Here is a 20320-nt window from a genome sequence, read left to right as displayed (position 1 = left end):
TCGGCCTCGATGCTCTAGATTGACCGTGCTTCAGATGTTCGGACACGAAGCGACCAATGATGATCTATAGGTCCGGCGCTGCACACAGCCAGCAAACGCATCACCGGCGCCAGACGTGGGGTGATCAATTCTTGGGGTCCGAGAGGGACTTCGGGTGTGGGGAGCACCTGCGGTTTCGACGGATTCCCGCGCACCTCGTCAGTCTGACAGGACGTGCGCGTCCACAGCGCCAGGGTGGGTTCGAGTAGCGCTGGAAAAGCCGGAACATCACACGGGGGGCGGGGACCTCCCGGGGCGAGGAACGTTGCTGGGCGAACACGTCGAACCACTGGCGACCCGGGGGGTTCTGTGCAACAGGGGGGATTAGTCAACCCGTTTCCGTCGGCGCGCGGGCGTCTGGCGAACGGGGCAAGCGATCAGCCCGCGATCGACTGGGAGCTGCGGTACCGCCGTACCGTGATGACCAGCGATTCCGTCGCCACCGCCGTCGTGGTGGCAGCCATCGGTATCTTCTTCGGGGCCCGGGACGCGGCCAACTGGCACGAGAAATGGGGCATTCTCGCCTTCGGTACCGAGCTGCTGGTGCTGGGAGCGCTTGCGGTGAGCCGGGCGTGGGCTCCGGCCGTGCTCGGCCAGGGGGCCGAGGAATTCCGCCGGCTCGGCCGCTCACTGTTCGCGGCGGCCGTCGTCCTGGCGCTCGGCGGGATCGCCCTCACCTCGCGCAACATCAAGCTCTGGATCTTCGTCGCGATCCCCGCGGTCGCGCTCACCACCATGACCGCGCGGTATCTGCTGCGGCTGTGGCTGCACAAACAGCGCAAGCAAGGCCGGTGCCTGAGACCGGTGCTCGCTGCCGGGAGCCCGGCCACCGTGCGCGACCTGATCACCCGCGCCCGCAAGTTCCCGCATCTCGGCTGGCGGGTGGATGCGGTGTGCACGACGGATGGTCACGGGCTCGACGGTGACCATCTGGACGGAGTGCCGGTCGTCGGTGAACTGACGGACGTCGCGGGCCACGTCCGCCGTGACGGCTACCGTGTCGTCGCCGTCACACCGGATCCGCACTGGTCACCGGACCGGCTGCAGCGGCTGGCCTGGAACCTCGAAGGCAGCGACGCCGAGATGGTCGTGGCCCCCGTGCTGATGGAGGTGGCCGGCCCGCGGCTGCACGTCGATGCGGTGCTCGGGATCCCGCTGCTGCGGGTCAGCATGCCGACGTTCACCGGGGGCCGCCGGGCCGTCAAGGAGGTCGTCGACCGGATGGGCGCGGCGGTTCTGCTGATGCTGTTCGCGCCGCTGATGGTGCTCGTCGCGCTGCTGGTGCTGATGGACAGCCGGGGCGGGGCGTTCTACCGCCAGTGCAGAGTCGGCAAGGACGGCCGCGAGTTCACCATTTTCAAGTTCCGCACCATGGTCACGGGGGCCGACGCGGCACGTGCCGGGCTGGCCCACCGCAACGAGGGCGCGGGGCTGCTGTTCAAACTCCGCCGGGACCCGCGGGTGACCCGGGTGGGAGCAGTGCTGCGCCGGTACTCCATCGACGAGCTCCCGCAGCTCTTCAACGTGCTCACCGGATCGATGTCGCTCGTCGGTCCGCGGCCTCCGCTGCCGGAGGAGTCAGCCGCGTACGGCCCGGACATCCGGCGGCGGCTGCTGGTCAAACCCGGGCTCACCGGCCTGTGGCAGATCAGCGGACGCAGCGACCTCCCGTGGGAGGAAGCGGTCCGGCTGGACCTGCGGTACGTGGAGGACTGGTCGCTCGCCCTGGACGCAGTGATCTTGTGGAAGACGCTGCGTGCGGTGCTCTACGGGCAAGGGGCCTACTGATGCGCGGAAGGCTGCGGCTCAACGGCCCGGCCGGCGCGCGGACCGCAGGCCGGGAGGGCCTGCCTGGGGGGAGAGAAGGGTCATGAGGGTCAGCGTTTTCGGGCTCGGCTACGTGGGCTGCGTGTCGGCCGCGTGCCTGGCCGGCATGGGCCACGAGGTCATCGGGGTGGACGTGAACCAGGTGAAGGTCGACCTGGTCAACGACGGCAAGGCCCCGGTGGTCGAGGAGCGGATCGGCGAACTCATCGCCGAGGTCGTGCGAACCGGGGCGTTGCGCGCCACCGCCGACGTCCGCGAGGCGGTCATGGGCAGCGAGGTGTCGCTGGTCTGCGTGGGCACGCCGTCGGAGCCCAACGGCAGCCTGTGCACCACGTATCTGGAGCGGGTCACCGAGCAGATCGGCGCCGTGCTGGCCGAACGCGGAGGGCTCGGCGGGCGCGGCGGGCGGCACACGGTCGTGTTCCGCAGCACCATGCTTCCGGGCACCTGTCTGAATCTGCTGGTGCCGATCCTGGAGAAGCACGTCGGCGGCACGGCCGGGGCGGATTTCGGGGTCGCGGTCAACCCGGAGTTCCTGCGCGAGGGCACGAGCGTGCGGGACTTCTACGATCCGCCCAAGACCGTGATCGGCGAGTTCGACCGGGCGAGCGGCGACGCGGTGCTGGCGCTGTACGGCGGGTTGCCCGGCGAGGTGTTCCGGGTGCCGGTGCCGACGGCCGAGGCGATCAAGTACGCGGACAACGCGTTCCACGGTCTCAAGATCGGCTTCGCGAACGAGCTGGGCGCGGTGTGCCAGGCGCTCGGGGTGGACTCGCACCAGGTGATGGATGTGTTCCTGGCCGACCGCAAGCTGAACATCAGCCCCGCCTATCTGCGGCCCGGCTTCGCCTTCGGCGGCTCCTGCCTGCCCAAGGACCTGCGCAGCCTGGTCCACGCGGCGCAGCGGGCCGACGTCTCCGTACCCATCCTCGCCCATGTGCTGCCCTCCAACTCCGCGCATCTGCAACGGGCGGTGGAGCTGGTCGAGCGCACCGGCAAACGCCGGGCGGGCCTGTTCGGGCTGTCCTTCAAGCCCGGCACCGACGACCTCCGCGAGAGCCCGCTGGTCGAGCTGGCGGAGCGGCTCTTCGGCAAGGGCTACGACCTGAAGATCTACGACGCCAACGTGAGCCTGTCCCGGCTGCTCGGCGCGAACCGTGAGTACATCGAGACCCGGCTGCCGCACCTCGCGCAGCTGCTCGCGGACTCCGTCGGCGAAGTGCTCGAACACGCCGAGGTGTGCCTGGTCGGTACCAGGGACCCGGCCGTGCTGTCGGCGCTGCCCCATGGCGGCGACGGCCCGGTGATCGTCGACCTCATCCACCTTCCCGACGCCGAGGCGCGCCGGGCCGAACCGGGGTACGTGGGCCTTGCTTGGTGACGTGAGAAGCGGCGACGGGCCCGCCCGTCGCGCGCTGATCCTGGTGGAGAACCTGTCGGTGCCGTTCGACCGGCGGGTGTGGCAGGAGTGCACGACGCTGCGCGACGCGGGCTGGACGGTGCACGTCATCTGCCCCCGGGGCGAGAAGCGGGACACGGAGCCGGAGGCGGTGATCGACGGCGTACGCATCCACCGCTACCCGTTGCGCGCGGCCACCGGCGGTCCGGCAGGCTATCTGCGGGAGTACGGATCGGCGTTGTGGCACACGGCCCGGCTGGCCCGCAAGGCCGGGCCGGTCGACGTGGTCCACGCCTGCAATCCGCCCGACCTGCTGTTCCTTCCGGCGCTGTGGCTGAAGCGGCGCGGCGCGCGGTTCGTCTTCGACCAGCACGACCTGGTACCCGAGCTGTACCTCTCCCGGTTCGACCGCGGCGAGGATCTGCTCTACCGCGCCGTGTGCGCGCTGGAACGATTCACCTACCGGGCCGCGGACATCGTCCTCGCCACGAACGAGAGCTACCGGGACGTCGCGGTGCGCCGTGGCGGCCGACGTCCGGAGGACGTCTTCGTGGTGCGCAGCGCGCCCGCGACCGACCGGTTCCAACCGGTACCGCCCGAGCCGGAGCTGAAGCGCGGCAAGCCTCATCTGCTGTGCTACCTAGGCGTCATGGGGCCTCAGGACGGCGTCGACTACGCCTTGCGGGCCCTCGCGAAGCTCCGCGACGAGCAGGGGCGGACCGACTGGCATGCGGTGTTCGTCGGCGCGGGCGACGCCTTCGACGCGATGGTGGAACTGTCCCGGCGGCTCGGACTCTCCGATCACGTGCGGTTCACCGGGCGCGTTCCGGACGCCGACCTGGTGCGCTACCTGTCCACCGCGGACGTGTGCCTCTCCCCCGACCCGCGCAATCCGCTCAACGACGTGTCGACGATGAACAAGGTCCTGGAGTACATGGCGATGGGCCGGCCGATCGTCTCGTTCGACCTCCGGGAGGCGCGGGTCTCCGCCGGTGACGCCGCCGTCTACGCGCCCGCCAACGACGAGGCCGCGTTCGCCGGGCTCATCGCGCTGCTGCTGGACGATCCGGAGCGGCGGGCCCGGATGGGCAAGATCGGCGAGGAGCGGATCGGCGGGCAGCTTTCCTGGCGGAACTCCCAGCGGTCCCTGCTCGCCGCCTACGCCGCCGCCTGCCGTGACCGCGCTCCGGTGGCGGCGGGCGGCCCGGCCCGGGGCCGGGCACGGAGGTGGCCGCACCGTTGAGCGAGGACACGATACGCCTGGTCACGATCGGGCGGATTCTCCAGCGGCGTCGGCGGCTGCTCGCCGTCCTCGCCGTCGTGGGCGCGCTCGTCGGCTTCGGCGCCTCGGTGCTGTTTCCGCCGCGGTACACGGCGTCGGCGTCGGTACTGCTGCCGGGGCAGTGGGAGGAGCGCGAGCTGCTGACCCAGGTGGAGATCGCGGCCAGTTCGTCGGTGGTCGACCGCGCGGCCGCCAGGCTCGGCTGGGCGGGCGTCAGCGGCAGCGATCTGCGGGGCCGGGTGAGCGCCAAGGCCGCCGACGGGAACATCATCAAGATCTCGGGTACGGCCGACACCCCGGAGCGCGCTCAGCAGCTCTCCGACCGGGTGGCCCAGCAGTTCGTCGCGTTCGCCGCGCGCGTCACGGGGAGCACCACCGACCCCGAAGCGGCCACCGGGCCCGAGGCGCTGCGGCAGAAGGTGGCGGAGACCAACCGCCGCATCACCGACCTGGCCAATGCGGCCGGTCCGGGGCGGAGCGTGGAGAGCGTGCAGGCCCGCACGGCGCTCGAAAAGCTGCGCACCGCGCTGCAGGAGGCCATGAAGAGGCTGGACGAGGCCAACCCGGCGGCCAACAGGTCCGGCCTGGTCGTCATGGGGCCGGCGCCCCGGCCGACCGGCGAGGAGCCGCCGACGAGGATGCAGCTCATCGTCGCCGGGGCACTGCTGTTCTTCCTGCTCGCGGTCATCGGCCATCTCGCCGCCGCACGGGTCAACCGCCGGCTGCGCACCGGGCCGGAGATCGCCGCGGCGCTGGGCTCGACGCTGCTGGGTACCGTCGACGTACCCGGTGAACCGCGCGCGCACCGGGCGGAAGACCATGACGCGCGGGCCCGCATCCGCCGGTTGCTGGGCGTCGACGCCCGATGGGACGTACCGGCCCCGCAGAGGTCCGGCGACGAGGCCGGCCGGCGGATCCGCTACCGGCGGGTGTGCGCCCGCCTCCGGGACCGGCTGCCGGCCCCCCGGAGTCTGCTGGTCGTCGTCCCGGACGGCGACGAGATCGCCCGCCGGGCCGCCGGGCAGCTCGTCGCCGAGGCCCTGAACGATCCTTCCCCGCGCTCTTCGGGCCGGGGAGAGCCCATGCTGCGGGTGGTGGAGGTTTCGGTGGCCCGGCCGATGCTGCCGGACCGCGGCACCGAGTCCGGTGCCCTGGTCGTGCTCAGCATGGGCGTCTGGACCGCGGAGGAGCTCGCGGGCATCGCCGAGGCGTGTGCGGACGCCAGGCACGAGGTCGTCGGCACCGTCGTCGCCGGCCCGGTCCGGACCCGTCCGACGCGGTCTGCCGGTCGTGCTCCGGAGAACGCCTCCCCGTCGCTCGCGGTGCGCGGCCACGCGGCGGGAGGTCCGGTGTGATGACGAGCACGGCTTCGGAGCCGTCGGCAGCTCCGCTGCTGGACCTGCAGGCGCTGGTGGTGGCGGTGCGCAGGCGCCGCCGCCTCTGGTGCTCCATGGCACTGCTGGGGCTGCTGGTCGGCGGGGTGGCGGCGGTGCTGATGCCGCCGCCCCCGGCCGCGGTGACCAAGGTGCTGGTCGCGCACAAGGAGGACCAGCCGAACGACACCGGGACGCTGATCCGCACCGATGTCGCGCTGCTGGGAACCACGCGGATCGCCGGCCAGGCCCTGCGGTCCCTCAAGTCCACGGCGAAACCGGAGGACTTCCTGCAGGACTACCGGGGCACCGGCCTGACCAACAACCTGCTGCAGATCGATGTGACAGGTGACAGCGACGCGCAAGCGGTGTCCCGGGCCGAGGCGCTGGCCGACGCGTTCATCGCGGACCACGTACGGCGGATGCGGGAAACCGCGCAGGCCGAGGCCAAGGCCCTGCTCGACCAGCGGGACCGCATGCGGGACGAGCTCACCACGGTCAACAAGACGATCGGAGACCGGTCGCCGGGGAGCGACCCGAAAGCGTCGGCGAGCCTCGAATCGCTCTTCGCCCGCCGGGCCGAGCTCAACTCGCGGATCTCCGATTTCGACCAGCGCGCCGCGGACGCGCGCACCGGCACGCCCCGGCTCGTCGCCGGCACGCAGATCGTGGACGCACCGCGCGCGGTGCGGCACTCCCTGCCCAAGGCCGCTGTCACCAACGCCGGAATCGGGCTCGCCCTCGGTCTCGTCCTCGGCCTCGTGCTGGCCGCGGTCGGCACCGTGGTGGCGGACCGCCCCGTACTGCGCCGGGAGATCGCGGCGAACCTGGGTGCCTCGGTCATCGCGGAGCTGCGCCGCACGCGCCGCCGGCCGGCCGGGCCGTGGCAGCTCCGTCGGACCCGGGCGGCGTACGAACGGCTCACCGTGACCCTGGCCCGCACCGCGCGCGGCTCCGCGGAACCGTTGTCGCTGCTGGAGCTGGGCTGCGCACGCAGCACGAGCGTGATCGCCCTGAACGCCGCCAGGGCACTGGCGGCGGAGGGGCAGGTGGTCGTCATCGACGGTCTGCCCGGCACCGATCTCGCCGACAGCCGCCGGACGCCGGACGATCCGGCCGTGGTCAGCGGCGAGCGTGCCGCGGCCGTGCCCGCGCAGGTGCGGCGGCTCGGCGTCGGATCGGTCGCGCCCGGCACCGCGTGGACCGATCTCCGGTACCTCGGCAGCCGGACCGTGCTCGTCGTACGTGCCGGGTACGGCAGCGCCGCCTGGCTGCACACCGTGGCGCGGCAGCTCACGGACCAGCGCATTCCGGTGATCGGTGTGGTGCTGGTCGACCCTGATCCGCGGGACCGGACCGACGGCACGCTGTGGGACAGACCGAACACGGCGCCGCGCGGCCCTTATGAGCGGTTGGCCTGGCAGCTCGGGACGGGCCAGCCGCGTACGGAACGGCTGGCCCGGCAGCACGGAACAGGCCCGTCGCGGACGGAGCGGCCGTCGATGTCGGCCGCACGGGGTCCGGGCAGCGACCAGGAGGCGCGGTAGAACATGTGTGGCATCGCAGGCACGTACCGATGGCCGGACGGGAAGGCCGTGACCGACCGGCTCACCCACATCCTCGCCCACCGCGGTCCGGACGGGGCGGGCCGCTACAGCCACCCCGCCGGTGACGGTGAAGTGCACCTCGGACACCGTCGACTGGCCATCATCGACCTGTCCGGGACCGGCGCCCAGCCGATGGTCGCGGGCGGCCTCGCCCTCACGTACAACGGCGAGCTGTACAACGCGCCCGAACTGCGCGCCGAGCTGTCGGCCGCCGGGGTGCGCTTCCGCGGTACCTCCGACACCGAGGTGCTGCTGGAGGCCTGGCGGCGCTGGGGCACCGACTGCCTGCCCCGACTGCGCGGCATGTTCGCGTTCGCGGTCTTCGACGAGCGGACCGGTGAGCTGGTGCTCGCCCGCGACCAGCTCGGCATCAAGCCGCTGTTCCTGCTCCGGCGCGGCGCGGGCCTGCTGTTCGCCTCCGAGCTCAAGGCGCTCGCCGCCGTGACCGGCGGGTCGCTGCAAGTGGACCATGCGGCGCTGGTGGCCTCGCTGCTGTACTACTGGGTGCCGGACTCGCGCTGCGCGTTCCGCGAGGCGGAGAAGCTGCCGCCGGGCAGCTGGCTGCGGTGCAGACCCGACGGCCTGATCGAGACCGGCCGGTACTACAGTCTCAGGGACGTCGCCGCCGAGGCGCGGGAGCGGGCCCGGAGCGGCGAACAGCCGGATGTCGCCGCCGTCGTCGAGGCGTCGACCCGGCGCCATCTGCTCTCCGACGTACCCGTGGCCACCTTCCTCTCCGGCGGTCTCGACTCCAGCTACCTGACCGCGCTGGCGGCCCGCGACCGGCCCGGGATCTCCGCGTACACGATCGGGTTCCGCGCCGAGGACGCCAGGTTCGAGGCGATGCCGGACGACCTGCGCTACGCCCGGCAGGTCGCCGAGCGGTTCGGCGTCGACCTGCGGGAGATCGAGATCGCTCCGAACGTGCTCGACCTGCTGCCGCAGATGACGTACCACCTGGACGAGCCGATCGGCGACCCCGCCGCGATCAACACGTTCCTGATCTGCTCGGCCGCCCGGGAGGCCGGGGTCAAGGTGATGCTCTCGGGAATGGGGGCCGACGAGCTGTTCGCCGGGTACCGCAAGCACCTGGCCAACCTGCTCGCGCTGCGCTACCAGCGCATCCCGCGGCCGCTGCGGAGCGGCCTGTCCGCGACCGTGGACCGGCTGCCGGTCGCCACGTCCCGCCGGGGATACCGGTCGGTGCGCTTCGCGAAGCGGTTCCTGTCCTTCGCCGGTCTGCCGGAGGAGACCGCGTTCCGGCGCAGCTACACCATGTACGACCAGGACGAGCTGCTCGCCCTGGTCGATCCGGACCTGGCCGGGACGGTCGAGGACGTGCTGACCGAGCATGCGGACGTCTACCAGGACAACGACCTCGACGACTTCGTCAATCGCATGTGCCTGGGCGACGCCCGGCTGTTCCTGCCGGGTCTGAACCTCGCCTACACGGACCGGTCGAGCATGGCCGCGTCGACCGAGGTGCGGGTGCCGTACGTGGACGTCGAGGTGGTCGAGGCGGCGTTCGCCGTACCCGGCGACCGCAAGATCGTCGGGCGGCAGGGCAAGGCCGTCCTCAAGGAGGCGGCCGCCTCGATCCTGCCCCGGGAGATCGTGTACCGGCCCAAGGGCCTGTTCAGCGCCCCGCTGCGCGCCTGGATGAGCCGGGATCTGGCGCCGCTGGTGCGCGAGGTGGTGCACGACGGTGTGCTCGTCAACTCCGGGATCCTGCGCCGCGAGGCGTTGGCACGCATGGTCACCGAGGACGCCGCCGGGCAGCGGGACTTCTCCAAGCATCTGTGGCATGTGCTGACCCTTGAGTACTGGTATCGCGGCGCGACCTCCGGCTCCGGCCGGAGCCGGGCAGCTTGACGGTGTGGAAACAAGAGGAGCTCGGGTGAAACAGGTCGTGCAGAACTACAAGAGCGGCGAGCTGGCGGTGCTCGACGTGCCGGTTCCGGGGTGCAAGCCGGGCGGGGTGCTGGTCCGCAGCGCCTACTCGCTGATATCCACCGGGACCGAGCTCATGAAGGTGTCCGAGGCCGGCATGTCGATGGTGGGCAAGGCCCGCTCCCGGCCGGACCAGGTGGCCAAGGTCATGCAGAGCGTGGCCACCAACGGGGTGCCCGCCACCTACCGCAAGGTGATGGGCAAGCTGGACTCCTACACGCCGCTGGGCTATTCGCTGTGCGGAGTGGTCGAGCAGGTCGGCACCGGGATCGACGATGTGGCGGTCGGCGACCTCGTGGCCTGCGCCGGCAACGAGCACGCGTTGCACGCCGAGCTGAACTGGGTGCCGAAGAACCTCTACGCCCGGGTGCCGGACGGCCTCGCGCCACGGCACGCGGCCTTCGGCACCGTCGGGTCGATCGCGTTGCAGGGTGTCCGCCGCGGCGAGCCGCAGCTCGGCGACGTGGCGCTGGTCATCGGCCTCGGGCTGATCGGACAGCTGGTGGTACAGCTGCTGGCCGCCGCGGGCGTCCGCGTCGTCGGGGTCGACCCCGACCCGGTGCGCTGCGGGCTCGCCGACCGCCTGGGCGCCGCGGCCTGCGGCGATCCCGCGTCGCCTGCCGTGGAGGCCGCCGTCGCCGAACTCACCGGCGGTCACGGCGTGGACCAGGTGTATCTGGCCGCGGGCGGCGGCAGCAACCAGCCCGTCGAGCTGGCCGCCCGGCTGAGCCGGGACCGCGGCCGGGTCGTCGACATCGGCAAGTGCCGTCTGGACCTGCCGTGGAACGCGTACTACGAGAAGGAGCTGGACGTCCGGTTCTCCCGGTCGTACGGCCCCGGGCGCTACGACCCGGAGTACGAGCTGGAAGGGCGGGACTACCCGATCGGCTACGTGCGCTGGACCGAGCGCCGCAACCTGGCGTGCTTCCTCGATCTCCTCGCCCGCGGCAGCGTCGACGTGGAGCCCCTGATCTCCCACACAGCCGACTTCGACGACGCCGTCGAAACGTATCAGCGCCTGAAGGACGGCGGCCTGAAGGCCGTTGCGGTGCTGTTCCGGTACCCCGAACACGCGGGGGAAGCGGAGGTCCCCGCGGTGGCCGTGCCCGCGGTGAACGTGCGGCCCGGCCCGGCCCGGCCCGCCGGGACGCCGGTGCGTCTCGCGTTCGTCGGCGCGGGAAACTACGCCACGTCGATGCTGCTGCCGCACCTGGCGCGGCGCGACGGCGTCACGCTGTCGGCGGTCGTCACCACGACGGCGCTGTCCGCGGCCAACGCGCAGCGGAAGTTCGGCTTCGCCGAGGCGACCACCGATCTCGACGCCGTGCTCGGCGACCCGTCGATCGACGCGGTGTTCGTGGTCACCCGGCACAGCTCGCACGCCGAACTGACCCGAAGAGCGCTGCTGGCCGGCAAGACGGTGTTCGTGGAGAAGCCCCTGGCCCTCACCGAGGACGACCTCGCGGGCGTGCTCGCGGCGGTGGAGGAGTCCGGCAACGACCGGCTGCAGGTCGGCTTCAACCGCCGGTTCGCGCCGCTGCTGGGGGAAGCCCGGCAGCGGTTCGGCACCCGGAGCGGTCCGGCGAGCCTGCGCTATCTCGTGAACGCGGGCCGGTTGCAGCACGGCAGCTGGTATCTCCGGCAAGGCACCGAGGGCTCGCGGTTCGCCGGCGAGGGCGGGCACTTCATCGACACGGCGAGCTGGCTGCTCGGGGCCGACCCGGTCTCGGTGTACGCGGTCGCCACCTCCGGCAACGAGGACCTGCAGGTCGTGCTGCGCTACCCGGACGGGTCCACCGCCACGATCAGCTACGTCACCACCGGTGCGGCCGGCTTCCCCAAGGAGACGCTGGATCTGGTCGCGGACGGCAAGGTGCTGCGGCTCGACGACTTCGTACGGGCCGCTGTGTACGACGGCCCCCGTAAGCGGTGGGTCGGTTCGCGGCTGCCCAAGGCCCGGGACAAGGGCCAGAACGCCGAGCTGGCCGCGTTCGTCAAGGCCGTGCGGACCGGCGGGCCGATGCCGGTGCCGCTGGAGTCGCTGGTCGCCACCACGGCGGCCACCCTCGCCGTGCAGTCCGGCCTGGCCGGCGGCGCGCCGGTGACCTTGGCGAGGACGCCGTGACCATGAACGCGGGCTGGTACCTGCGGCGCCTGTCCCGGATGGGGCCGCGGGAGGTCGGCGGCCGGGCGGGCGACGCGGTGCGCAGGCGGCGGTGGCGGTCGGCGCGGCCGCACTGCCCGCGCGTGGCCGGTGCCCGGTTCACCGCGGTACTGCCCGCCGGGACGATCGCCGCGATACCTCCGGACGCCGCGAAACGTCTGCTCGCCGAGGCGGACCGGCTGATGGCCGGGCACGTCGAGTATTTCGGGGTGGTCCGCGACGACCTGGCCGACCCCGACTGGTGGTACGACCCGAAGACCGGGCGCCGGGCCCCGTGGGGCCACGCCTTCGACGTGCCGTACCGGGACGAGGAGACGGTCGGGGACATCAAGCAGATCTGGGAGCTGTCCCGGCACCAGTACCTCACCGTGCTCGCCGCCGCCTACGCGATCAGCGGGAACGAGCGGTACGCCGAGCGGGTGGCCGGGCATCTGCGGTCGTGGTGGGCGGCCAACCCGCCGCTGCGCGGCGTGCACTGGATCAGCGGCATCGAGCTGGGCATCCGGCTGCTGTCCTGGGTGTGGATCCGCCGGCTGCTCGACGGCTGGCCGGGGGCGGCCGGGCTGTTCGAGGACAATCCGGTGGCGCGGGAGCAGGTCTGGCACCACCAGCGCTGGCTGGCCGCCTTTCCCAGCCGGGGGTCTTCGGCGAACAACCACGTCATCGCCGAGGCCGCCGGGCAGTTCGCGGCGGCCTGCGCGTTCGGGTGGTTCCCCGCCTCGGCGCGCTGGCGGGCCGGGGCGCTGCGGTCGCTGGAGCGGCACCTGCGCGGCAACACCTTCGGCTCCGGCCTCAACCGCGAGCTGGCCACCGAATATCACGGACTCGTGCTGGAGCTCGGCCTGGCCGCGATGGCCGAGGCGGATGCCGCCGGTGTGCCGGTCCCCGCGTCCGTCCGCCTGGTGCTGCTGCGGATGACCGACGCGCTCGCGGCCGTGGTGGACGGCCGGCTGCGGCCGCCGCGCCAGGGGGACGCGGACGACGGTCACGGTCTGGTCCTGGACGGCGCGGGTACCGGCCGCTGGGCCTCGCTGCTGGCCACCGGGGAAGCGGTGTTCGGCCGGCTCACCTGGTGGCCGGCCGTGACCGGCACCGATGTGCGCACCCCGCTGCTGGCCGCGCTCATCCGGCCGTACGCGAAGGACGCAACCGTGCCGGGCGTGGTCCGCCCGGCAACCCGGCCGGGCCACTTCGCCGACGCGGGCATGACCATCCTGCGCGGCCCGGAGGAGATCTGGTGCCGCTGCGACGGTGGTCCGCACGGCTTCCTGTCCATCGCCGCGCATGCCCACGCGGACGCGCTGTCCCTGGAGGTCCGGCACGACGGGGTCGAGGTGCTCGCCGACCCGGGGACGTTCTGCTACCACGGGCAGCCGGAGTGGCGGCGGTACTTCCGGTCGACCCTCGGCCACAACACCGTGCAGCTGGACGGCGGCGACCAGTCCGTCTCCGGCGGCCCGTTCCTGTGGACCCGGCATGCCCGCAGCCGCGTCCTGGTCGCGGACACGTCCGGGACGGGGGTGGCCCGCTGGTGCGCCGAGCACGACGGTTACCGGCCGTCCGTGCACCGCCGCCGGGTGGAGCTGACCGCCGCGGCCAAGGAGCTGCGAGTGGTCGACGAGGTGCGCGGCCCGCGCCGGGCCGTGCGGCTGGCGTTCCACCTCGGCCCCGCGATCACCGCGGGCCTGGTGGGGAACCGGGCAGCGCTCACCTGGACCCGGGACGGCGAGGACCGCTGCGCGGTGCTCGACCTGGACGGACAGCTGTCCTGGCGGGCCCATCGCGGCGAGACCGGCCCTCCGCTGGGCTGGTACTCCCCCGGCTTCGGGCGCAAGGAACCCTCCACGACGCTGGTCGGCACCGGCTTCACCGGCGGCGGGCAGGGGTTCACCACCGTACTCAGGTTCCGCGGCTAGGGGGACGCGTGGGGATCAAGTGGCGGAACCGGGCGTTGCCGACGGCGGCACTGGCACTGCTGGCGTCCGGCTGCGTCGGCACGCCGGGCGCCGGGTCGCAGCCGACCGCCGCGCCCTCCACGTCCGGGGCCCGGTCGTCCCCGGCCAAGGTGTGCGCCAAGCCTGCCCCCGGGCCGGCGAAGGCACCGGCGGGCGCGGTGACGGTCGACCCCGCGGTGGTCGGCGACCTGGCCGCGAAGACCAGGAGCAGTCCCCCGGACACCATGTTCTGGCTCCGGCCGGGTCGGCACCGGCTCGATCCGGACCGCTACGCCCAGGTCGTCCCCAAGAAGGGCAACCGCTACCTCGGTGCGCCGGGCGCGGTGCTCGACGGCGGGAAGAAGAACCAGTACGCGTTCAGCGGTACCGCCCCCGACGTCACCCTCCGCCACCTGACCGTGCAGGGGTTCGTCGCGCCGCACGACGAGGGCGTGGTCAACCACGACTCGGCCGACGGGTGGGTGATCGAGCACTCGACGATCCAGTACAACTCCGGCGCCGGGCTGATGGCCGGTGCCCGCCAGCGGGTCCGCGCCAACTGCCTGCGCGGCAACGGCCAGTACGGCATGAACGCGTACAAGGACGGCGGCCGCATCAGCGCTCTGGTGGTCGAGGGCAACGAGATCGTGGGCAACAACACCGGCGACTGGGAGCGGCGGCGGGAGGGCTGCGGCTGCACCGGCGGCGTGAAGTTCTGGGCCGTCGACGGAGCCGACGTACGCGGCAACTGGGTGCACGACAACCGCGGAACCGGATTGTGGGCGGACACCAACAACAACGACTTCCGCATCGAGGACAACGTGCTGGAGGCCAACGACGGTGCCGCACTGATCTATGAGACCAGCTACAACGCGGTCATCCGGAAGAACACGATCCGGCGCAACAACCGGGTGGAGGGCCGCAGGTACGCCGACCGCGGCGACGGCTTCCCGTTCGCGACCGTCTACCTGTCCGAGTCCGGCGGCGAACCGCGGGTCAAGGCCCGCACGGACAAGATCGATATCTATCGGAACGTGCTGGAGAACAACTGGTCCGGAATCACCCTGTGGGAGAACGCCGACCGGTTCTGCAACAGCCCGGCCAACACCTCCTCCGGTGACTGCACATTGCTGGTGCGGGACCCCGGCCGCTGCGCGCGGCCGGCCATCGCCACCGCACCGCTCTACGCCGACTGCCGGTGGAAGACCCAGCGGGTGGACATCCACGACAACCGCTTCGTGCTGGACAAGTCCGTCGTCGGGTGCACGGCGAAGTGCGACCGGATGGCGGTGCTCGCCAACTACGGCACCTACCCGGACTGGTCGCCGTACCAGGGTGAGCGGGTGGCCGAGGCGATCACCCACAAGCAGCACAACCGCTGGCACGACAACGTCTACGTCGGCCCCTGGACCTTCGTCGCCCACGACCCCAGCCGGGTGCTCGACTTCGGGCAGTGGCAGGGCACGCCCTACGAGCAGGACGCGGACAGCACCCTCGATCCGCGGGCCGGTGATTGAGATGGCCGGGGACCTGCGGCACGGTGGGCTGCCGGGCGGAGCGGACACGCAGGGCACCCGGCCCGGCGCCGGAGCGCGCCCGGCCGGGGTGCCGAAGACCGTGGGGATCGTCTGGGGGCTGCTGATCCTCAACACGCTCGGCTCCGCCGGGGCGAAGACCGTCATCCCGCTGCCCCGCTCCCTCATCCAGCTCGTCACCATGGGCGCGCTGATCGCGGCGTTCACGCTGGCGCTCGCGCTCAACCTCCGGCTGCGCATCCGGGCCAGCGCCTTCCTGCTCCTGCTCACCCTGCTCCTCGTGCCGAGCGTGCTCTCCAGCCTGCAACTGGAGTCGGGGCTCGGCGCGCTGTTCCGCTGCACCCGGCTGGCTCTCTTCGTCGGCACGCTGTGGCTGCTCAGCCGCTGGTGGGACGGCGGCCTGACGTTCGTACGGCACCACATCCGGATGTACTTCGCGGTGCTCGGGACGGTCGCCGCCGGTGCGGTGGTCTCGCCGGGCGCGGCCATGCCCGACCTCTACGGCGGGCGTCTCGTCGGCGCGTTGTGGCCGCTCACCCCGCCGCAGATCGGACAGTACGCCGCAGTGATCATCGGGCTCACGGTGCTGCTCGTGCTGGACCGCCGCACCGACCGGGCCGGCGCGGCGGTCGTCATCGTCCCCTCACTCGTCCTGCTCGTGCTGACCCATACCCGGACGGCCACGCTCGGCCTGCTCATCGGGCTGACGTTGGCGATCGGCTCACTCGTCCTGACCAGCGCCGCCGCCCGCCGGTTCTTCACGTGGGCGGTGCTGTGCGCCGCGGTGGCGGCGGTGGGGTTCGCCTCCGCGCTGCGGGCGTGGTTCCTGCGCGGCCAGAGTCAGGAGAACCTCACCAGCCTCACCGGCCGGGCCACGGTCTGGGACGCCCTGCTGGCAGCGCCGCGGACGGCCGTGAAGACGCTGTTCGGCGTGGGCCTGGGCGACAAGTCGTTCGGCGGGCTGCCGATCGACAACAGCTGGCTGGCCGTCTACCACGAGCAGGGGCTGGCCGGCATCGCTCTGGTGGCGGCGATCATCGTCGTGCTGGGCGGCGTCGCGTTGCTGCGGCCGCCGTCGCTGCCGAGGGCCTGTGCGATCTTCCTGATCAGCTACTGCGTGATCGCGTCGTACACCGAGGCCGGGCTGGGCGACGCCTCGCCGTACCTGCTGCACCTGACCGTGGCCGCCGCACTGCTGACGGCACCCGCCGCGGCCACGCCCCGCGCGGCGCCCGAACCCCCACGACGACATGTCCCGCGCTGGGCCCGGGATCGGAGGTGACCTCAAAGATGCACGTTCTCGTGGTGCACAACCGCTACGCGTCGGCGCAGCCGAGCGGGGAGAACAAGGTCGTCGACCAGGAGGCGGGGCTGCTGCGCGCGGCCGGCCACCGGGTCGAGATGTTCGAGCGGCGCAGCGACGACATCGCCGCCCGGTCCCTGCTGGGCAAGGCCGCGGTGCCGCTGCTGGTGCCGTGGAACCCGGCGGTCCGCACGGAGCTCGCTGCCCGGCTCCGCGCCGAACGGCCGGACGTGGTGCACATCCACAACGTCTTCCCGCTCCTGTCGCCCGCGGTGCTGGCCGCCTGCGCCGACGCCGGGGTACCCGCCGTCGCCACGCTGCACAACTACACCCAGATCTGCCCGCCCGGCACGCTCCAGCGGGACGGACGGCCGTGCACCGAGTGCGTCGGGACGGCGCCGCTGCCCGCCGTCCGGCACGGCTGCTACCGGGGCTCCCGGCTGGCGACGGTGCCGCTCGCGGTCAGTCTGTCGGTCAACCGGCGGCGGTGGTGGTCCGGCGTCACGCGGTTCTTCTGCATCTCCGCGGCGCAGCGCGACGTGCTGGTGCGGGCCGGGATGCCGGCCGAGCGGCTGGCGGTCAAGCACAACTTCGTACCCGACCCGGGCGCCCGCCGGTCGGGCACCGGCGAGCATCTGCTCTATCTCGGCCGGCTCGCGGAGGCCAAGGGCGTGCGGCTGCTCATGGCCGCGTGGGACGAGATCGCCGCGGGCGGCGGGGTGGGTGTGCCGCTCGTGGTCGCCGGTGCGGGGCCGCTGGAGCGGGAGGTGGGCGCCTGGGCGGCGGGCCGGGACGACGTGCGGTTCGTCGGCCTGTACGACGCGGACCGGTGCCGGGAGGCCGTCGCGCGGTCGGTCGCCGTGGTGGCGCCCTCGACGTGGCTGGAGGCGTTCGGCCTGGTGGTCGTGGAGGCGATGGCGGCCGGGGTGCCGGCCGTCGCCGCCGGTCACGGCGCCTTCGTCGAACTCGTCGAGGACGGGGTGACCGGGCTGCTGCACCGGCCGGGCGAGCCCGCCTCGCTCGCGTCCTGCCTGCGCCGGATCACGGCCGGGCCGGACCGCAACCGGGAGATGGGCCAGGCGGCCCGGCGCCGTTACGAGCAGGGGTTCAGCCCGGCCGTCGGCCTTGAGCGCCTGGTGGAGGGGTACCGCACCGCAATCGCGGGTCGGACGGAAGCAATGGGGGGCAGTAAATGACACGATGCCGACTCTGCGGCTCGGCGGCGATGGCCAGCGTCGTCGATCTCGGGGCGACCCCGCCGTGCGAGAGTTTTCTCGCCGCGGACCAACTGGACCGGCCGGAGCCGACGTACCCGCTGCACCTGCGGGTCTGCACCGACTGCTGGCTCGCGCAGATCCCGCCGCTGATCACCCCGGAGGAGACCTTCACGCAGTACGCGTACTTCTCCTCCTACTCGACCTCCTGGGTGGAGCATGCGCGCACGTTCGTCGCCGACGCCGTCCAGCGGCTGGATCTCGACTCCGAAGACAAGGAAGCCTTCGTGGTCGAGGTCGCGAGCAACGACGGTTACCTGCTGCGGCATGTGGCGGACCGCGGGATCCGCTGCCTCGGCATCGAGCCGTCGGTGAACGTCGGCGCCGCGGCGCGGGACGCGGGTGTGCCCACGCTCACGGAATTCCTGGACCCGGCCACCGGCTCGGCCGTCCGGGCCGAGCACGGCCCGGCGGACCTGGTCGTGGCCAACAACGTGTACGCGCACATCCCCGACGTCGTCGGGTTCACCCGGGGGCTGCGCGCCCTGGTCGCCGACGACGGCTGGGTCTCCATCGAGGTGCAGCACCTGCTGACCCTGATCGAGAAGAACCAGTACGACACGATCTACCACGAGCACTTCCAGTACTACACGGTCGCGTCCGCGGCCCGCGCGCTGGCGAGCGGCGGCCTCGCGCTCGTGGACGTCGAGCTGCTGCCCACGCACGGCGGCTCCGTCCGGCTGTGGGCCCGGCCGGCCGAGGTGGCGGGCGAGCCGTCCCGCCGGGTGACCGACGTACTGGGCCAGGAGAAGGCCGCCGGTCTGCAGGAGCTGTCGGGTTACACCGAGTTCTCCACCCGGGTGGCCAAGGTGCGCCGGGACCTCCTCAGGTTCCTCGTCGAGGCGGCCGAGCGCGGCGAGACGGTCGTCGGCTACGGCGCCCCGGGCAAGGGCAACACTCTGCTCAACCACTGCGGCATCCGGCCCGACCTGCTGCCGTACACCGTCGACCGCAACCCCTACAAGCACGGCAGGTTCACCCCGGGCACCCGCATCCCGGTCCTGCCGCCCGAGCAGATCAGCGCCGACCGGCCGGACTACGTGCTCGTCCTCCCCTGGAACCTGCGCGCCGAGCTGGTCGAGCAGCTGTCCTTCGTGCACGCCTGGGGCGGCCGGCTGGTCTTTCCCATCCCGGAACTGAGCATTGTCGAGGTCAAGCCATGAAGGTCGTACTGTTCTGCGGCGGTTACGGGCTGCGTATGCGCGACGGAGCTTCCGACGAGATACCCAAGCCGATGGCGATGGTCGGCCCGCGGCCGCTGATCTGGCACGTCATGCGCTACTACGCGTACTTCGGGCACACGGAGTTCATCCTGTGCCTCGGATACGGGGCACACCACATCAAGAATTTCTTCCTCACCTACGAGGAGACCGCGTCCAACGACTTCGTACTGAGCAACGGGCGGATCGAGCTGCTGTCCACCGACATCGCGGGCTGGAACATCACGTTCGTGCAGACCGGCATCGAGTCACCGATCGGGGAACGGCTGCGCCGGGTGCGGCACCATCTGGACGGCGACGAGATGTTCCTCGCCAATTACGCCGATGTGCTCACCGATGCCCCGCTGCCCCGGATGATCGACGAGTTCGCCCGGCGTGACGCCGGGGCGTCGATGATGGTGGTGCCGCCGCAGTCCTCGTTCCACTGCGTGGACCTGGGCGAGGACGGCCTGGTGGGGGGCATCACCGCGGTCAGCGAACTGCCGCTGTGGGAGAACGGCGGCTACTTCGTGCTCCGCCAGGAGGTCTTCGACCACATCCCGGAGAACGGGGACCTGGTCGCCGACGGATGCTCCCGACTGGCCAAGCGCGGGCGGCTGGTGGCGCACCGGCACCGCGGCTTCTGGAAGCCGACCGACACCGTGAAGGAGCGGGCCGCGCTCGACGCCGCCTATGCCCGGGGCGACCGCCCGTGGGCCGTGTGGGAGCGGGACGGCGCGGAGGCGGGCGCGACCGGCAGCAGGAACGGCGCCGGAGCGAGCGCGTGATCCGGCTCGGGGCCGGGCGCCTGGACCGGCTCGTCGCGGTGGGCGCGCACTGCGACGACATCGCCATCGGCGCGGGCGGCACGCTGCTCACGATGTGCCTGGCGCACCCGGGTGTCCGCGTCGACGCGCTGGTGCTCTCCGGCGGTGGCAGCGAGCGCGAGCAGGAGGAGCAGGCCGCGCTCGCCGCCTTCTGCCCGGACGCCGACCTGCGGCTGACCGTGCTCAAGCTGACGGACGGGCGGCTGCCCGCGCAGTGGGACGAGGCCAAGGCCGCCGTCGAGGAGCTGCGCGCGCAGACCGAGCCGGATCTCGTGCTGGCCCCGCGTACCGATGACGCGCACCAGGACCACCGCGGCCTGGCGAAACTCGTGTCCACCGCGTTCCGCGACCACCTGGTCCTCGCTTACGAGATCGTCAAGTGGGACGGCGATCTCGGCCGTATGGCGGCCTACCAGCCGCTGTCTCCGGAGGTCGCCGAACGGAAGGTGCGGCTGCTTCAGGAGCACTACCCCTCACAACGGCACCGGCCCTGGTACGACCGGGAAGCCTTCCTCGGCCTGGCGCGGATCCGCGGCATCGAATGCCACGCGCGCTACGCCGAGGCGTTCGCCGTCACCAAACTCACTCTCGATCTGGGGGACTGAAA

Annotated in this window: 14 protein-coding genes; all 14 read left to right on the top strand. The window is 72.2% G+C overall.

Annotated elements, in window-relative coordinates; all coding sequences use genetic code 11:
- The first annotated feature begins 348 nt into the window (after nt 1-348).
- Nucleotides 349-1827, top strand: a complete 1479-nt coding sequence (locus A6A06_RS21770; RefSeq protein ID WP_073762936.1) for a sugar transferase — start codon at nt 349-351, stop codon at nt 1825-1827.
- Nucleotides 1828-1909: 82 nt separating this feature from the next.
- Entirely contained in the window at nt 1910-3247 is a 1338-nt protein-coding gene (locus A6A06_RS21765) for a nucleotide sugar dehydrogenase (RefSeq protein ID WP_073762935.1), read from the top strand.
- A complete protein-coding gene (locus A6A06_RS21760; protein ID WP_073762934.1) occupies nt 3237-4508 on the top strand; it encodes a glycosyltransferase family 4 protein in 1272 nt (423 codons plus the stop codon). The genes A6A06_RS21765 and A6A06_RS21760 overlap by 11 nt, the downstream gene beginning before the upstream one ends.
- Nucleotides 4505-5902, top strand: coding sequence for a Wzz/FepE/Etk N-terminal domain-containing protein (locus A6A06_RS21755; RefSeq protein ID WP_073763302.1), 1398 nt, complete (start codon nt 4505-4507; stop codon nt 5900-5902). Before A6A06_RS21760 ends, A6A06_RS21755 begins: the two co-directional genes overlap by 4 nt.
- Nucleotides 5899-7467 carry a Wzz/FepE/Etk N-terminal domain-containing protein gene (locus tag A6A06_RS21750; RefSeq protein ID WP_073762933.1) on the top strand — a complete coding sequence of 523 codons (1569 nt, stop codon included), beginning with the start codon at nt 5899-5901 and terminating at the stop codon, nt 7465-7467. The genes A6A06_RS21755 and A6A06_RS21750 overlap by 4 nt, the downstream gene beginning before the upstream one ends.
- A 3-nt stretch (nt 7468-7470) precedes the next feature.
- Complete coding sequence (gene asnB, locus A6A06_RS21745; protein ID WP_073762932.1) at nt 7471-9399, top strand: asparagine synthase (glutamine-hydrolyzing); 1929 nt, start codon at nt 7471-7473, stop codon at nt 9397-9399.
- A 25-nt stretch (nt 9400-9424) separates the two neighbouring features.
- A complete protein-coding gene (locus A6A06_RS21740; protein WP_073762931.1) occupies nt 9425-11602 on the top strand; it encodes a bi-domain-containing oxidoreductase in 2178 nt (725 codons plus the stop codon).
- Nucleotides 11599-13557 carry an alginate lyase family protein gene (locus A6A06_RS21735; protein WP_073762930.1) on the top strand — a complete coding sequence of 653 codons (1959 nt, stop codon included), beginning with the start codon at nt 11599-11601 and terminating at the stop codon, nt 13555-13557. The genes A6A06_RS21740 and A6A06_RS21735 overlap by 4 nt, the downstream gene beginning before the upstream one ends.
- 8 nt (nt 13558-13565) lie before the next feature.
- Nucleotides 13566-15092 carry a right-handed parallel beta-helix repeat-containing protein gene (locus A6A06_RS21730; RefSeq protein ID WP_073762929.1) on the top strand — a complete coding sequence of 509 codons (1527 nt, stop codon included), beginning with the start codon at nt 13566-13568 and terminating at the stop codon, nt 15090-15092.
- Nucleotide 15093: 1 nt separating this feature from the next.
- Nucleotides 15094-16392 (top strand): hypothetical protein, encoded by a 1299-nt coding sequence (locus tag A6A06_RS21725; protein ID WP_073762928.1) that lies wholly within the window; start codon nt 15094-15096, stop codon nt 16390-16392.
- 8 nt (nt 16393-16400) lie between these two features.
- Nucleotides 16401-17609 (top strand): glycosyltransferase, encoded by a 1209-nt coding sequence (locus A6A06_RS21720; protein ID WP_073762927.1) that lies wholly within the window; start codon nt 16401-16403, stop codon nt 17607-17609.
- Nucleotides 17606-18850, top strand: a complete 1245-nt coding sequence (locus tag A6A06_RS21715) for a class I SAM-dependent methyltransferase (protein WP_073762926.1) — start codon at nt 17606-17608, stop codon at nt 18848-18850. Before A6A06_RS21720 ends, A6A06_RS21715 begins: the two co-directional genes overlap by 4 nt.
- A complete protein-coding gene (locus A6A06_RS21710) occupies nt 18847-19674 on the top strand; it encodes a glucose-1-phosphate cytidylyltransferase (protein ID WP_073762925.1) in 828 nt (275 codons plus the stop codon). The genes A6A06_RS21715 and A6A06_RS21710 overlap by 4 nt, the downstream gene beginning before the upstream one ends.
- Nucleotides 19671-20318, top strand: coding sequence for a PIG-L deacetylase family protein (locus A6A06_RS21705; protein WP_073762924.1), 648 nt, complete (start codon nt 19671-19673; stop codon nt 20316-20318). Before A6A06_RS21710 ends, A6A06_RS21705 begins: the two co-directional genes overlap by 4 nt.
- The last annotated feature ends 2 nt before the right edge of the window (nt 20319-20320 follow it).

The sequence above is a fragment of the Streptomyces sp. CB02923 genome (assembly GCF_001905005.1).
Lineage (GTDB): Bacteria > Actinomycetota > Actinomycetes > Streptomycetales > Streptomycetaceae > Streptomyces.
This window is presented reverse-complemented; position numbering and strand designations above follow the sequence as displayed.